Origin of the sequence: Pseudoalteromonas sp. PAB 2.2, from assembly GCF_001938575.1 — a bacterium.
In the GTDB taxonomy this organism is placed as follows: domain Bacteria; phylum Pseudomonadota; class Gammaproteobacteria; order Enterobacterales; family Alteromonadaceae; genus Pseudoalteromonas; species Pseudoalteromonas lipolytica.
In genome coordinates this window covers 72298-88136 of sequence record NZ_LYPI01000011.1, presented here as the reverse complement: position 1 = coordinate 88136, position 15839 = coordinate 72298, and the positions used below count along the sequence as shown (strand labels likewise).

The 15839-nt window shown below is 41.7% G+C and carries 10 protein-coding genes; 4 read left to right on the top strand and 6 right to left on the bottom strand.

Annotated elements, in window-relative coordinates; all coding sequences use genetic code 11:
* Positions 1-46 precede the first annotated feature (46 nt).
* The 4 genes from BWD47_RS10405 to BWD47_RS10390 all read right to left on the bottom strand — a co-directional run bounded on the left by BWD47_RS10405 (position 47) and on the right by BWD47_RS10390 (position 7650).
* Positions 47-2119, bottom strand: a complete 2073-nt coding sequence (locus BWD47_RS10405) for a M13 family metallopeptidase (protein WP_075593943.1) — start codon at positions 2117-2119, stop codon at positions 47-49.
* A 1242-nt stretch (positions 2120-3361) separates the two neighbouring features.
* Entirely contained in the window at positions 3362-3760 is a 399-nt protein-coding gene (gene mutT / locus BWD47_RS10400; RefSeq protein ID WP_036973238.1) for an 8-oxo-dGTP diphosphatase MutT, read from the bottom strand.
* A 62-nt stretch (positions 3761-3822) separates the two neighbouring features.
* On the bottom strand, positions 3823-6531 hold the full coding sequence (gene secA / locus BWD47_RS10395) for a preprotein translocase subunit SecA (RefSeq protein WP_036973239.1): 2709 nt from the start codon (positions 6529-6531) through the stop codon (positions 3823-3825).
* Positions 6532-7176: 645 nt separating this feature from the next.
* Positions 7177-7650: a DUF721 domain-containing protein gene (locus BWD47_RS10390; RefSeq protein ID WP_075593942.1), complete on the bottom strand. Its 474-nt coding sequence runs from the start codon at positions 7648-7650 to the stop codon at positions 7177-7179.
* 825 nt (positions 7651-8475) lie between these two features.
* Between BWD47_RS10390 and BWD47_RS10385 the strand changes: the two genes are divergently transcribed.
* From BWD47_RS10385 to BWD47_RS10370, 4 genes are all read left to right on the top strand, one after another.
* Positions 8476-9390 (top strand): NTP transferase domain-containing protein, encoded by a 915-nt coding sequence (locus tag BWD47_RS10385; RefSeq protein WP_083633656.1) that lies wholly within the window; start codon positions 8476-8478, stop codon positions 9388-9390.
* 13 nt (positions 9391-9403) lie between these two features.
* Positions 9404-10483 (top strand): phosphotransferase enzyme family protein, encoded by a 1080-nt coding sequence (locus tag BWD47_RS10380; RefSeq protein ID WP_075594005.1) that lies wholly within the window; start codon positions 9404-9406, stop codon positions 10481-10483.
* A gap of 811 nt (positions 10484-11294) precedes the next feature.
* Positions 11295-12665: an MBL fold metallo-hydrolase RNA specificity domain-containing protein gene (locus tag BWD47_RS10375; protein WP_075593941.1), complete on the top strand. Its 1371-nt coding sequence runs from the start codon at positions 11295-11297 to the stop codon at positions 12663-12665.
* Positions 12666-12830: 165 nt separating this feature from the next.
* On the top strand, positions 12831-13193 hold the full coding sequence (locus BWD47_RS10370; protein ID WP_075593940.1) for a four helix bundle protein: 363 nt from the start codon (positions 12831-12833) through the stop codon (positions 13191-13193).
* 95 nt (positions 13194-13288) lie between these two features.
* Here BWD47_RS10370 and BWD47_RS10365 read toward each other — a convergent pair whose 3' ends face one another.
* Positions 13289-13633: a four helix bundle protein gene (locus BWD47_RS10365; protein WP_075593939.1), complete on the bottom strand. Its 345-nt coding sequence runs from the start codon at positions 13631-13633 to the stop codon at positions 13289-13291.
* Between the two features lie 61 nt (positions 13634-13694).
* Complete coding sequence (locus BWD47_RS10360; protein WP_075593938.1) at positions 13695-15827, bottom strand: YjbH domain-containing protein; 2133 nt, start codon at positions 15825-15827, stop codon at positions 13695-13697.
* Between the last annotated feature and the right edge of the window lie 12 nt (positions 15828-15839).

Below are 15839 nucleotides of genomic sequence, written 5' to 3'. Positions count from 1 at the left end.
AGGCTCTGAGCAAACACTCAGAGCCTTCTTTTCAAACCGTGGTTTATTACCAGATCTTCACACGATCTTCTGGTTTGATATACATTTTGTCGCCTTCTTTCACGTCAAATGCCTCGTAGAACTCAGGCATGTTTGAAAGAATACCGATTACACGGTAGTGGCTTGGTGAATGAGGGTCTGTCATTAGACGGTTACGTAACTCTTCATCACGATATTTACGACGCCAGATTTGTGACCAGCCCATAAAGAAACGTTGATCGCCGGTATAGCCGTCAATCACTGGCGCTTTTTCATCTCCAAGTGATAATTGATAGGCCGTATAAGCAACTGTTAAGCCACCTAAGTCACCAATGTTTTCACCAAGTGTCAGCTCACCATTTACGTTTGCATCTTCAAACGGCTTGTACTCATTGTACTGAGCAACAAGTTGACCTGTGCGCTCTTCAAACTGTTTAAGATCTGATTCGCTCCACCAGTTACGTAAGTTACCGTCACCATCATATTTTGCGCCTTGGTCGTCGAAACCATGGCCCAGTTCGTGGCCAATTACCGCACCAATAGCACCATAGTTTACTGCGTCATCGGCTTCTAGGTTAAAGAATGGCGGTTGTAAAATAGCTGCAGGGAATACAATTTCGTTATTCACTGGATTGTAGTAAGCGTTAACCGTTTGTGGTGTCATGTGCCACTCAGAGCGGTCTACCGGCTTACCTATTTTTGCAGTCATGTCTGCAAATTCCCACTCGCTGTAGCGAATGTAGTTACCAACGAGGTCATCACCTTTAATTTCAAGCGATGAGTAGTCTTTCCACTTGTCTGGATAACCAATTTTAGGCGTGAACTTATCAAGCTTCTCTTTCGCAGCAAGTTTCGTTTCAGGGCTCATCCATTCAAGACCTTCAATCGCAACTGCGTAGCCCTTAATTACGTTATCAACCAGCTCTTCCATACGTGCTTTTGCTTCAGGCGGGAAGTTATCTTTAACGTATACTTTACCTAGAATTTCGCCTAACACACCGTTAGACGCATCAACTGCTTTTTTCCACAGAGGTGATTGCTCTGTCACACCACGAAGTGTTGTGCTGTAAAAATCAAAGTTAAGGTCTACTAGCTCTTTATTTAAAAGACCTGCGTAATTGCTCACAAAATGGAATTTAAGGTAGTTCTGCCATGTTGCTAAATCAGTATCGTTATAAATACCTGCAAATTTTTCTAGGTAGCTAGGCTGGCGAACGATTACGTCGTCGGTTTTAACGCCCGATGCATCAAAATACGCAGCTAAATCGAACTCACCCGTCAATTTATTCGCATCAGCAATGCTCATCTTGTTATAAGATTTGGTTGCATCACGGCTTTCAACGCGGCTCCACTGTGCATCTGCAATACTTGTTTCAAGTGCGATGATATTTTTTGCAGCAGCTTCTGCATCAGCAACACCCGCTTTGCTCAAGATAGCAGTAATGTATGCTTCATAGGCTGCGCGAATATTGGTGAATTTTTCATCATCTTTTAAGTAGTAATCACGGTCAGGTAAACCTAGGCCTGATTGGTAAACATACATCGCGTTTTCGCTTGAGTTTTTCGCGTCGTTATTTACGTACCAACCAAATGGTAAGCTTCCGCCTTTAATACGTAACTCAGCCATTAATGTAACGAGGTCTGATTTATTCTTAACTGCGTCAACACTTTCAAGAATTGGCGTTAATGGTTTGATACCCGCAGCTTCGCGGCCCGCTTCGTCCATATAGCTGTTATAGAAAGCAGCTAATTTAGCTTCGTCAGAGCCTGGCTTAACATTTTTATTTGCTGCGGCTTTTTCGAGTACTTCTTTCATCGCTTTTTGCGAATCATCATAAAGCTGAGTGAATGAACCGTAGTTTGATTTATCACCTGGAATTTCTGTTTTTTCTAGCCATTCACCGTTAACGTGATAGTAAAAGTCGTCTTGTGCACGAACAGACTTGTCCATGTTCGCCAGTTCAATACCTGAATCTAAAGGTGCTTTTGCTTCAGTGACGGTTGCCGTTGCAGGTGTTTTAATTTCTTGTTCTTTTTCACCACAACCAACAAGACCAAGTGCAAGCGCAATACTTGCAGCGGTAAGTGTTACTTTTTTCATGGGAGTCCTGTACTTAATTGTTTTTGAAGTATCTATTGAAAAACCATAATAGCAGGTAGTTTTTCGCTACCCCCATAATAAACCTCATATGCAAAACAATAAAATCGAATATGTAACAATTTTTATCAAAAAGGGATGAGCTGCATATTTGAACGATGAAACAAAAAATTAGAGGTTAAAAGATAGAAAATAGAAAATAGAGGTTAGAGGTTAGAGGTTAGAGGTTAGAGGTTAGCCACCTTCGCGCGAAATAAATTTCACGCCTACATTAGCTCGCATCTCGCTTTTCGCAGCTCGTTGCTTATAACCCTTTCACGGCTAAAGCCCTTCCTACAAGTGACACACATCTCACACGTGGGAGGCGTTTTAACGCCGAGAAAGCAAACCTTTTCAGCGGTATTAAACAACCTTCACGATATAGCTCGCATCTCGCTTTTCGTACTTCGTTGCTTACAACCTCTTCGCGCGAAATAAATTTCACGCCTACATTAAACCGTAGGCGTTATGCTTGCATGGCGCGTTTGCGCAGCAACGTCTCTTTTAAAATTCACGGCTAAAGCCCTTCCTACAAGTGACACTCATCTCACACGTGGGAGGCGTTTTAACGCCGAAAAAGCAAACCTGTTCAGTGGTATTAAATAACCTTCTCGATTTAGCTGTACTAGCTCGCATCTCGCTTCTCGTACTTCGTTGCTTACAACCCCTTCACGCGAAATAAATTTCACGCCTACATTAAACCGTAGGCGTTATGCTTGCATGGCGCGTTTGCGCAGCAACATCTTTTATAAGATTCACGGCTAAAGCCCTTCCTACAAGTAATACACACTACACACGTAGGAGGCGTTTTAACGCCGAAAAAGCAAACCTTTTCAGTAACATTAAGCAAACGGCTCAATTTAGCTCGCCTCTCGCATCTCGCTTCTCGCAGCTCGTTGCTTATAACCCATTCGCGCGAAATAAATTTCACGCCTACATTAAACCGTAGGCGTTATGCTTGCATGGCGCGTTTGCGCAGCAACATCTTTTATAAGATTCACGGCTAAAGCCCTTCCTACAAGTGATACGCATTGCACTCGTGGGAGGTGTTTTAACGCCGAAAAAGCAAACCTGTTCAGCGATATTAAACAACCTTCACGGCTTAGCTCATACCTCGTAATTCGCAGCTCGTTGCTTATAACCCCTTCGCGCGAAATAAATTTCACGCCTACATTAGCTCGCATCTCGCTTCTCGAAACTCGTTACTTATTTAAAACGTTGCTTTATCTTTTCAACTATTTCGACGTTGGCGGCTGGGAACGCATAGTCATCAAGTTCATTAATGGGTACCCACTTACCTTGCTGACCCTCAGCGCCATGGGCTTCGCCTGTAAAGTTATCAACTATATGAACATCTAAACGCACACATTTATCGCCGTAATCGTGTTCGATAACCATTAATTCATCACTGCCATTAACCGTCAGGTTTACTTCTTCTAACAGCTCACGTTGTAACGCTGCAAACACGCTTTCGCCCTGCTCGACCTTGCCACCAGGGAACTCCCATAAGCCACCTTGGTGTTTATCGTCTGGGCGCTTACAAATAAATAATTGTTGGTCTTTATAAATTACACCGACTGCGACATGCACTATTTTCTTAGTCATTTTATATTTCCTCAATCATAAAAAAAGCGACGCAAGCGTCGCTTTTTATCCCAGTGTTTTGGTTACTTTAATTTACCACAACACTGTTTAAACTTTTGACCTGAACCACATGGGCACGGCTCATTACGGCCTACCTTAGGCTCTGCACGGTGGCTAACTACAGCACCTTGTGGCGTTTCGCCGCCAATGTGCTCAGCTTCTTCGTGTTGGTATTCACGTGGTGCATTTTCGCTACGACGATGTTGCTCTTCTACCTTTTCAACATCTTCTTCTGCACGTACTTGAACTTTACTTAAAATACTCACTACGTCGATTTTTAAGTTTTCAAGCATTTCAGAGAATAGCTCGAATGATTCACGCTTGTACTCTTGCTTCGGATTCTTCTGTGCATAACCACGTAAGTGGATACCTTGACGAAGATGATCCATTGCAGCCAAGTGATCTTTCCAGTGTTGGTCTAGGCTTTGTAGCATAATCGCTTTTTCGAATTGACGTAGTACTGAATCGCCCACCATCTCTTCTTTTTGCTTGTATGCTTGCTCAACGGCTTCTTCGATACGCTCACGCAGTTTTTCTTCGTAAAGTTTACTGTCTTCAGCTAGCCATTGTGAAATTGGCAGTTCAATTAAGAAATCTTGCTTTAAGCGTTCTTCTAGGCCTGGAATATCCCACATTTCCGCTAAGCTTTGCGGTGCAATGTATTGGTCAATCATGCCATTAAGAACATCGCTGCGGATTGCAGTGATAGTTTCTGAAATATCGCCTTCTTCAAGTAGTTCGTTACGCTGCGAGTAAACTACGCGACGTTGGTCGTTTGCAACATCATCGTACTCAAGAAGTTGTTTACGTACGTCGAAGTTACGCGCTTCAACTTTACGTTGTGCGTTTTCGATTGCACGGTTAACCCAAGGGTGCTCAATTGCTTCGCCACGTTGCATGCCCAGTTTACGCATCATGTTAGTCATGCGCTCACCCGCAAAGATACGCATTAACGCATCATCCATTGATAAGTAGAAACGGCTCGAACCTGCGTCACCTTGACGACCAGAACGACCACGTAACTGGTTATCGATACGGCGCGACTCGTGACGCTCAGTACCAATGATGTGTAAACCACCAGCTTCGATTACTGCATCATGGCGCTTTTGCCACTCTTCTTTAATCGTTTTGATTTGCTCATCAGTTGGGTTTTCTAGCTTTTCAATTTCGCTGTGCCAGTTACCACCTAACACGATATCGGTACCACGACCGGCCATGTTAGTGGCAATCGTTACTGTGCCAGGTAAGCCCGCGTCAGCAACAATGTCGGCTTCTTGCGCGTGGAATTTAGCATTAAGTACATTGTGCTTAATTTTTTCTTTACGTAAGAATTGCGATAAGTACTCAGAACTTTCGATAGAAATAGTACCCACAAGTACTGGCTGACCACGTTCTTGACAGTCTTTAATATCGGCAAGGATGGCTTCGTACTTTTCTTCTTGTGTTAAATACACAAGATCGGCACGGTCATCACGGATCATCGGTTTATTAGTTGGCATTACAACCGTGTCTAAACCATAAATAGACTGGAACTCAAACGCTTCTGTGTCTGCTGTACCCGTCATACCCGCTAACGTGTCGTATAAACGGAAGTAGTTTTGGAATGTGATTGATGCCAATGTTTGGTTTTCGTTTTGAATGCGTACACCTTCTTTTGCTTCAACAGCTTGGTGTAAGCCTTCTGACCAACGACGGCCTTCCATTGTACGGCCTGTGTGCTCATCAACGATAATTACTTCGTTTTCTTTAACAACGTAATCAACATCTTTTTGATAAAGCTTATGCGCACGCAGTGCTGCGTAAACATGGCTTAATAATGTGATACTTGAAGCTGAATAAAGTGAATCACCTTCTTCGATTAAGCCACGCTCAATCAGTAGTTCTTCAACCTTAATTTGGCCACGCTCAGTTAAATGAACCTGCTTAGACTTTTCATCGATAGTAAAGTCGCCGTCGCCTTCAACGCCTTCTTCGTCTTCTTTTTCTTGCAGCTCAAGTTCTGGCACAATCTTGTTGATTTCGATGTAAAGCTCAGAGCTGTCTTCAGCTGGGCCTGAGATAATAAGCGGCGTACGCGCTTCATCGATTAGGATTGAATCCACCTCATCCACTACAGCGTAGTAAAGTGGGCGTTGAACACGCTCGTCAATGCTAAATGCCATGTTATCGCGAAGATAATCAAAGCCAAATTCGTTATTTGTACCGTAAGTAATGTCGGCACTGTAAGCCACTTTCTTTTGCTGTGGCATCATACCTGGCACATTACAGCCTACGGTTAGGCCAAGGAATTCAAATAATGGACGGTTGGTTTCTGCGTCACGCTTTGCAAGGTAGTCGTTCACGGTAATAACATGAACACCTTTACCCGTTAAACCACGCAGGTATGCAGGCAATGTTGCCGTTAGTGTTTTACCTTCACCGGTACGCATTTCTGCGATACGGCCTTGGTGTAATACCATACCACCTAGTAGCTGTACGTCGAAATGACGCATGCCATTTACACGCTTAGATGCTTCACGTACCACAGCAAATGCTTCTGGTAGAATATCATCTAGGCTTTGTCCGTTATCGTAACGCTCTCTAAATTCTGCTGTTTTTGCTTTTAGATCTTCATCAGAAAGCGCTTCTAATTGCGTTTCAAGCGCATTGATCAGTGCGACCGTCTTTCTTAGGTTTTTAATAGTGCGGTCATTGCGACTACCAAAAATCTTGGTAAATAAATTAGATATCATGATAAAACCGTTACAATATATTCTTTGTTAGCTACTCGTTAGCTAACCCACTTTCTACAATTGATAATTAATATGCGCTTATGCTTATGATGTAGAGCATATTAATTAACAATTTATCTGTACGCTGTTCAAAACACCGCTTATTTCGTGCGCTATCATACCAGAGTCTGCGCAACATCAAACCATCTCAGCGTGAAGATATGGAATTTCAGCAAGAAAATTTAAAAATCAGCCGTAAACTTTAGTTTAACCCCGCAAAAAAACACGAAAATTAAACCACCCGATAGATATGGCGACATTCGAAATAAAATCAAGATGTGGGGTGAAAAAAGGCGATTTGGTTAGTGGTTAGTGGTTAGTGGTTAGTGGTTAGTGGTTAGTGGTTAGTGGTTAGAACAAAATAAATCCACTTTAATCTCAAGCAAGCTGCGTGATCTAACTTCTAATATCTAACTTCTAATATCTAACTTCTAATATCTAACTTCTAATATCTAACTTCTAATATCTAACTTCTAATATCTAACTTCTAATATCTAACTTCTAATATCTAATATCTAACTTCTAATTTCTAACTTCTAATATCTAACTTCTAATTTCTAACTTCTATTATAAACCTTCGCGCGAAATAAATTTCACGCCTACAAGTTACTTCTTTCGCCCGTGCAATGCCAAGCGCTCAAGTTTTTCTTTCAGCGATGGCGGTGCATCAGCGGCGATAGCCGTTAAGTAATCAGCTGTTTGCTCGCTCATTTTGCGCTTAGAAACGGGTTTATTGTCGTGTTTTGGTGAGGCTGATAAACGTTGGGTTGCTTGCGGATTCGCTGTTATTTTAATTTGCCCGAGCTCTGCCATACCCGCAGCACGAAAGTGCGAAAGCATATCCATTTTTAAATAATTTAAACGCAGCGCAATAGGCGCAGAAACAGCTTCGATCATTAACGTACCATCACGATAGTTACTTACGCGGCATTTTTTAGACAGTATTTCCCCTAAAAACTCATCAAGAATAGCTTGTTGGCTCGAAAGACCTTGCGTTTTTCCAGCATACGACGCAAGACGGCCACTCAAGCCAGCCATAATATCGCCAAGCGCTTTTGGCGCGTATCTATCTTTTGCCATAATTATCTACCTAAACGGTTTTATTACCTACCAAAGAGAATATACCACCGACCGCCAAGGTAAAGCGAGAATAACAAGATGTAGAACCGAGATACGAGCTAAGAGTACCTTCGCGCGAAATAAATTTCACGCCTACATTAAACCGTAGGCGTTATGCTTGCATGGCGCGTTTGCGCAGCAACATCTTTTATAAGATTCACGGCTAAAGCCCTTCCTACAAGTGATACATATTACACACGTAGGAGGCGTTTTAACGCCGAAAAAGCAAACCTGTTCAGCGACATTAAACAACCAGCTCAATTTAGCTCGCATCTCGCTTTTCGATGCTCGTTACTTATAAACCCTTCGCGCGAAATAAATTTCACGCCTACATTAAACCGTAGGCGTTATGCTTGCATGGCGCGTTTGCGCAGCAACGTCTCTTTTAAAATTCACGGCTAAAGCCCTTCCTACAAGTGACACTCATCTCACACGTGGGAGGCGTTTTAACGCAGAAAAAGCGAACCTTTTCAGGGACATAAAAAACCTTCACGGTTTAGCTGTACTAGCTCGCATCTCGTACTTCGTAACTCGTTGCTTATAACCCTTTCACGGCTAAAGCCCTTCCTACAAGTGATACACACTACACACGTAGGAGGCGTTTTAACGCCGAAAAAGCAAACCTGTTCAGTGACATTAAACAACCGGCTCAATTTAGCTCGCATCTCGCTTTTCGTAACTCGCTGCTTATTTATCTCGTTACTTATAATTTCAAGGTTCAAGCCCCTCCTACGCCGTAAATATTTCTGGTAAACTTTTCCTTTGTTTTTTCACTCTGAATGCGCAATGACACAACACTCTCTAACTTTAATCGTATTGGCGGGCGGGCTTGGTAGCCGTTTTGGTGGAAATAAGCAAATTGCTGAGATCCCAGGCCTTGGTTGTACCATTATGGAACTCAGTATTGCCGATGCAGTAAACGCGGGGGTAAGCCAAGTTGTCATCGTGATTAATAAAAAAATACGTGCAGAGTTCGAGGCTACCATTTTACCTCGCTTACCTAAATCACTCGATATTGTGCTCGTAGAACAAGAAATCACAACGATACCCGCTAAATTTAGCTCTTTAGCCACAACGCGCACTAAACCTTGGGGGACAGGCCACGCACTTTTATGTGCAAAACCGTTTGTTCATAACCCTGCCATTGTGATCACCGCCGATGATTATTACGGTGCTTCATCATTCGAGATTATCGCAGAACATTTTAAACACAACTCGCAGTGGGCAATGGTTGGGTACCCAATTAAAGACACGCTTTCAAAGCAAGGTGGCGTTAACCGAGGGGTATGTAAAGTAGATCAGCAAGGTTATCTTATCGATGTGGTTGAGTATTTAGATATAAAACGTGAGAACAACACGCTTTATGGCAATAACCCACACAGTGAACAATGCGAAATAGCGAATGATGCACTAGGCTCAATGAGCTTTTGGGGAATTACACCACGTATTTTTGAGTATTTAGAGAGTGGTTTTTCTGAGTTTCTAGAAGATAATGACAACGGTGTCACAAAAGAGTATTATTTGCCTGACCAAATCCAAAAAGCAATCAAAAACACATTTCAATCAGTGGCTGTCTACCAAGCTCAATCTGCTTGGTATGGTGTTACTTACAGATCAGAGCTAGAAAAGGTTTCAAAAAAGCTTTATGAATTACATCACGGACGAACTAACAACAAGCACACCTGTTCAAATGCAAATTAAAAGTGAATTTCCTATGAAGTCTAACCCAGTTGCAGCGCATTTATCTGAATGTTTTGGCCTAAACAAAGTGGATGTAAGTCTAAAACCAATTGGCAACGGCCACATCAACACCACAATGCTTTTAAAAACGGATGAACATGCGCTAGTTGTGCAAAAGCTCAATACCGATGTGTTTCCACACCCAGAGCAACTGGTCGAAAATGCACGTTTGATTGAACAGCATTTAACAGAAAAACACCAAAAAGGTGAGTATGATTTAGACATTATTCGCCATGTACCCACAATAAAAAATGACTTTTTGGTTGAGTACGATCACGGTGTATGGCGTGCACTCGAATTTATTGGCGGCAGTTACAGCGAAGATGTTGTTGCAACTATTTCGCAGGCACAAACTGCAGCCAATGCATTTGGACAATTCGCTTTAGCATTGCAAGACTTTGAAGCTGACCAGCTGCATCATGTCATTCCTAATTTTCATAATTTAGCGATGCGTTTTGACGCTTTCAAAAAGGTCATCGAACATGACCCAGCAAGCAGAGTTGCGCTTTGCCAAAGCGATATTGATTTTTGCTTAAACCAATATACGCTAGTCGATGAACTAAAAGAGCTTGAAGGTAAAATTCCACTTAGACCTTGCCATAACGACACGAAAATAAACAACATGCTTTTTTGTAAGCAGTCAGATGATGCCAAAGCCGTTATCGACCTAGATACCTGCATGCCAGGCTACTGGTTGTTTGATTTTGGTGACATGGTGCGTACATTCTGCTCACCAGAGCAAGAAGACTCTACGAATTTAAACAACGTGCGCGTTCGCGAAGAGATCTTCGCCGCTATCGTAAAAGGTTATGTAGACCCGTTAAAAGAGGTTATTACCGACGCCGAAAAAGAAAGCTTTTGGCTTGGTACAAAAGTCATGACCTTTATGATTGGCCTGCGCTTTTTAACCGACTTTATCGATGGTGATAACTACTTTGCCACCAAGCACGCACACCATAATCTTGAACGTGCCCGCAACCAGTTTGCCCTATACCGCGATATTCTCGCCAAAGAACATACCCTTAAAGCGATTTTAGAGATAAATAAGGGATGAACTGGAGGTTAGAAAGATAGAGGTTAGAAGTTAGAAGTTAGAAGTTAGAAGTTAGAAGTTAGAAATTAGAGGTTAGCCATCTTCGCGCGAAATAAATTTCACGCCTACAAAAGATACACATCTCTCACGTAGGAGGCGTTTTAACGCCGAAAAGGCGAACCTTTTCAGCGGTATTAAATAACCTTCACGATTTAGCTCGCATCTCGTACTTCGCAGCTCGTTGCTTATAACCCTTTCACGGCTAAAGCCCTTCCTACAAGTGACACACATCACACACATGAGAGGTGTTTTAACGCCGAAAAAGCAAACCTTTACAGCGATATTAAACAACCTTCTCGATTTAGCTCGCATCTCGCTTTAGTACTTCGTTGCTTACAACCTCTTCGCGCGAAATAAATTTCACGCCTACATTAGCTCGCATCTCGTACTTCGTAACTCGTTGCTTACAACCCTTTCACGGCTAAAGCCCTTCCTACAAGTGACACACACTACACACGTGGGAGGCGTTTTAACTATACAAGCTCGCATCTCGCTTCTCGTAACTCGTTACTTATAACCCTTTCACGGCTAAAGCCCTTCCTACAAGTGACACACATCACACGTAGGAGGCGTTTTAACGCCGAAAAAGCAAACCTGTTCAGTGGTATTAAACATCCTTCACGGTTTAGCTCGCATCTCGCATCTCGCTTCTCGTAACTCGTTACTTATTTATCTCGTTGCTCGTTATGGTTACCTATGCCTTATCATCCGTTGCTCTAACAACCAATAACCTCTATGCTGAAAACTACCCCATTAATACCGAAGGTATATTATGCATATAAAACACCATGGAGCGGTGAACGGCGTAACTGGCTCATGCCACCAGCTATTCATAAACGACTCGGCTTCTTTACTTGTTGATTGTGGTTTGTTTCAGGGAGAAGAGAGCAAACACGATCTTAATATCGAATTTGATATTTCAACATTAAAAGCGCTTCTTGTTACCCATTGCCACATTGATCATGTTGGTCGTATTCCATACCTACTCGCAGCAGGTTTCAGAGGGCCTATTTATACCTCTTTGGCAAGTGCTAAACTATTGCCTATGGTGATTGAAGATGCTTTAAAAGTAGGCGTCACCCGCGATGAAAGCATGATCCGCACTTGCCTTAAATTGCTTAAACGACAAATTATTGCGATTGATTTTAATCAGTGGCATGTTCTCGATGACTTACAGCTAAAAACAAAGTTTCGTTTGCAGCGTGCTGGGCATATTTTAGGCTCAGCTTATATTGAAATTGAACTTGGCAGTAAACCAAATACACATCGCGTCGTTTTTTCTGGTGATTTAGGCGCCCCCTATACACCACTGTTACCTACTCCTAAGCCACCTTATAAAGCTGATACTCTCGTTATTGAGTCAACCTACGGTGATAAGAACCATCAAGGCAGAAAAGAGCGAGTAACAATGCTTAAAAAGGTTATTGAGCGAGCTGTAAGCGACAACGGAGTGGTGCTTATACCTGCCTTTAGTATTGGCCGAACGCAAGAGCTCCTATACGAGCTTGAACAAATTATTCATACCGCTAGTAAATGCTCCATGTGGCATACACTGCAAATTATTGTAGATTCCCCCATGGCGGCAAATTTCACGACTGAGTACCTGCACTTTAAAGAACTGTGGGACGACGAAGCTAAAAAAAGAATAAACCAAGGCCGCCATCCGCTCGATTTTAGCCAGTTACATACCATCGACACTCACCAAGAGCACCAAGCACTTATTAACTTTTTAGATTCTAAACAACAGCCTGCCATTATTATTGCAGCAAGTGGCATGTGCAGCGGTGGCAGAATTGTGAATTATCTAGCTCGCTTTTTACCAGACAAAACAACCGATGTCATTTTTGTAGGCTACCAAGGACAAGGAACTCTTGGGCGCGATATTCAAACCTATGGCCCACGCAATGGTTATGTATTTATAAATAACGAAAAAGTAACCATAAACGCACAAATACACACAATTAGCGGCTACAGCGCCCACGCAGATCAAACCGGATTAATTAAGTTTGTAACCGGTATGCGTAAAAAACCCCGTTTAATTAAAATCGTTCATGGCGATGAACAAGCAAAACAGACATTAGCAGAAAAACTCGAACAGGCTTTAGGAAAAGAAATAGGAATAGAAATAGTGGTTAGAAATTAGAAATTAGAAATTAGAAGTTAGAAGTTAGAAGTTAGAAGTTAGAGGTTAGAGGTTAGAGGTTAGAGGTTAGAGGTTAGAGGTTAGAGGTTAGAGGTTAGAGGTTAGAGGTTAGAGGTTAGAGGTTAGAGGTTAGAAACTAGATTAAAATAGCACAAGGAATTTGTTATGAATTTTGAAAACTTAGATGTATGGAAACGTTCGGCACGGTTAAGTGCAGATATTTATAAATCAACAACTAAGATTAAAGATTTTGGCTTTCGAGACCAGTTAACGCGTTCAGGTTTGTCTGTACCTAGCAACATTGCAGAGGGGGTTAGTCGTGAAAGTTTTAAAGAAAAAAGTCGATTTATCGATATTGCGAGAGCTTCTCTTGCTGAAGCAAGAACACAAATTTATATTGGTATAGAAATAGGCTATATAAACCGAGATAAAGCACAACTTTGGATCAAAGAAACAAAAGAGTTAGGGGCAATGCTAACAGGTTTAAAGCAACGCTTTGATAAAGAAATAGTAGCGAGTAGCGAGTAGCGAGTAGCGAGTAGCGAGTAGCGAGTAGCGAGTAGCGAGTAGCGAGTAGCGAGTAGCGAGTAGCGAGTAGCGAGTAGCGAGTTTACAAGAATACGTTAATTATTCTTAATTATGTAAATTAGCTTACCCAACATTTTACCTATTTCTTCACATTCATTTAAAATAAACAAATAGCTATCTTCTTGGAGGTAGCCTAGCTCAGAAGCTAGCATGATTTGTGTTTTCAATTCACCTACAGAGCCTTTTGCTATTGAAAGAAAGTGAGCCCTTTCTTTTTGAGAAAAACGCTCATAACCTTCGGCAATGTTGCTCGGTACAGAAACCGAGCAACGACACATCTGATCCTTCAAACCAAAATCTTTTAATGCATACAAGCTTTTGTAAACTAGAAGACTTAATTTAAAAGATCTTTTCCAAACATCAAGGTTTTCATAATACATAGCCACTCCTTGGCTTTTTTATTTAGCTCGCTTTTCGTAACTCGTTCCTCGTTACTCTGCGTTATTTATAACTCTCATACGCTTCTTTCATGCGTGCTAGGTTGTTGTAAATGTAGCTTGCATTTAAGCGGCCTTTATTAAACACCGTATTATCGAGTGTGATTGATGATGTAGGCGCATAAGCTTCATTAAATACTAGGGTATTTACATCATTACCGATACGTGTGCCAACAGAAGTACGCCATGCAGCTTGGCCTTTTAACTGACCATAACGCGTGACATTCATGTCTTTACGTGGAGTAAGCGGAATGCTAATTGCAACACCTACTTTTTGCGATTCAGTATCTTGATAATATACACCTACGTAGCTGTCACCAAACCAAAAACGGCTTTCTAGCTTATAGCCACTGTCTTCGTAAAAATAATTACCGCCGGTGGCGTGTAAAGTAATATCGTGTTCTACCCAGTTGTATTGATAAGAAAGCGTTTGATACTCGCGAGTCGCTCTGTAATCAGCAAAATCAAAATAGCCTAATTTTGCACTTACTTTATGGCGACCTTCAGGGCTGAGCCATGCTGTTTCATTAATAATCGCTTTGTAATCAAAGTAATCTTTATAAAAACCAATTTGCGTTTGGTTATAAAAACCAAACGGTAACGCAAAGGTTTGATACAAACTTGCATTTACAATGCCTTCGTCAAGGCTGTAATTATCAAATACTTTACGGTCTTCAAAGTCGTCGCTTTCTTCAATGATAGTTTGCGCAGCCACATTAATACCCGCTCCTTTCCAAAGCGGTATATCAAGTGTTGCACGTGCACCTACCGAGTAATCAAAAACACCAAACTCAGTAGCGTATGTTGATGAAAGCACTGGGCTTACAGTTAAACGAGGCTTAAAGTATGGGCTTGCTTGTGCTTTACCTGCCCACACAACACCTTCAGGGATACTCGCTCGACCATGTTGAATATTTAAGTCAGGGCTTATACCACGCTCTATAAAGGCACGGTAGTTATCAATATTTCCCTGAATGGCGATTAGTGGTAAATCCGACTTAGATAATTGAACACTAAAGTGCTTGTTTGCAATGCTAACATTTTCTGTAATGCGACCAAGTACAACACCTATCGCGTCTACGTTGTTGCGGTTAAATACCGAGTTCTCAAAATTAATAAAAATTGTACTGGTGTTAAAACCAACTACCACATTTTCAAACCCGTCATTTAATAAAGCATCTTTTAATTGCTGAACTTGGTCACCTAAATTTGCATTAGACAGCTCTTTAGGTGCTTTATTAATATTAGCAAGCGTTAATGCCGTAGGTTGCTCTGCAAGTTTTGGAGCCATGGCAGTATGAATAAACCCTACACCATGGTCATTCACTTTAGCCATTGGCTTAGTGCTAACCGGTGCAACATATGGCGCTGGCTCAACAGGTTTATAATTACTTTTAGCTTCATCAGACAATGGTAGGCTAAAGTTAACACCCCAATAGGTGTCTTTTTCTTCAGAAAAATCGGTACTGCTGTAAAAGCGGCTGGTAAAAGTAAGCTCACCAATATCGTAAAGCCACTTTTTAGGTACTGTAATACGTGCAGCTGCATTTACTGATTCGGCATCGTACTCGGTTAATACACTAAACCACTCGAGTGGTTGCCACTCAATTCCCGCAAAGGCACCGTCCATTTTACCTGTACGCTTTTCGTTAGTACCAATACCGGCACTAAACCTAAAGTCCCATAACTCTTTTGATGCCACTACATAATAGGTTTCGTAATTGTTGGCTGCACCACCTAAATCTTTTGCACCAATTGCAAGGCTAAACCAGTTTTTTGGAATATAAGGTAATTGATACTTTGCATTAAATGATAAATCACGAATTTGCCCACGCCCTTCGATTGAGTAGGTATTATCGTGCATTGTACTTGATGCTATTTGACCACTGACTTCTAGGCCATCAAATAACCCTGCTGAAAATATGAAGTTATGGCCATCTACATATTCAACTCCACGAAAATCTAATTGGTTATTGTAACCAATATCGGCAGTACCTTTTAATTGCACCTCTGCATTAGGAGTATTTATTAAACCTGTGTAACCAGAGAATGATTGATACGCTTTAATGTCTTCTGCAGCAGCTGGCAAGCTTAATGCAGCAGCACAGCTTAAAAACAAGGTATTAAATTTAGGCATAGGTGAGTCCGA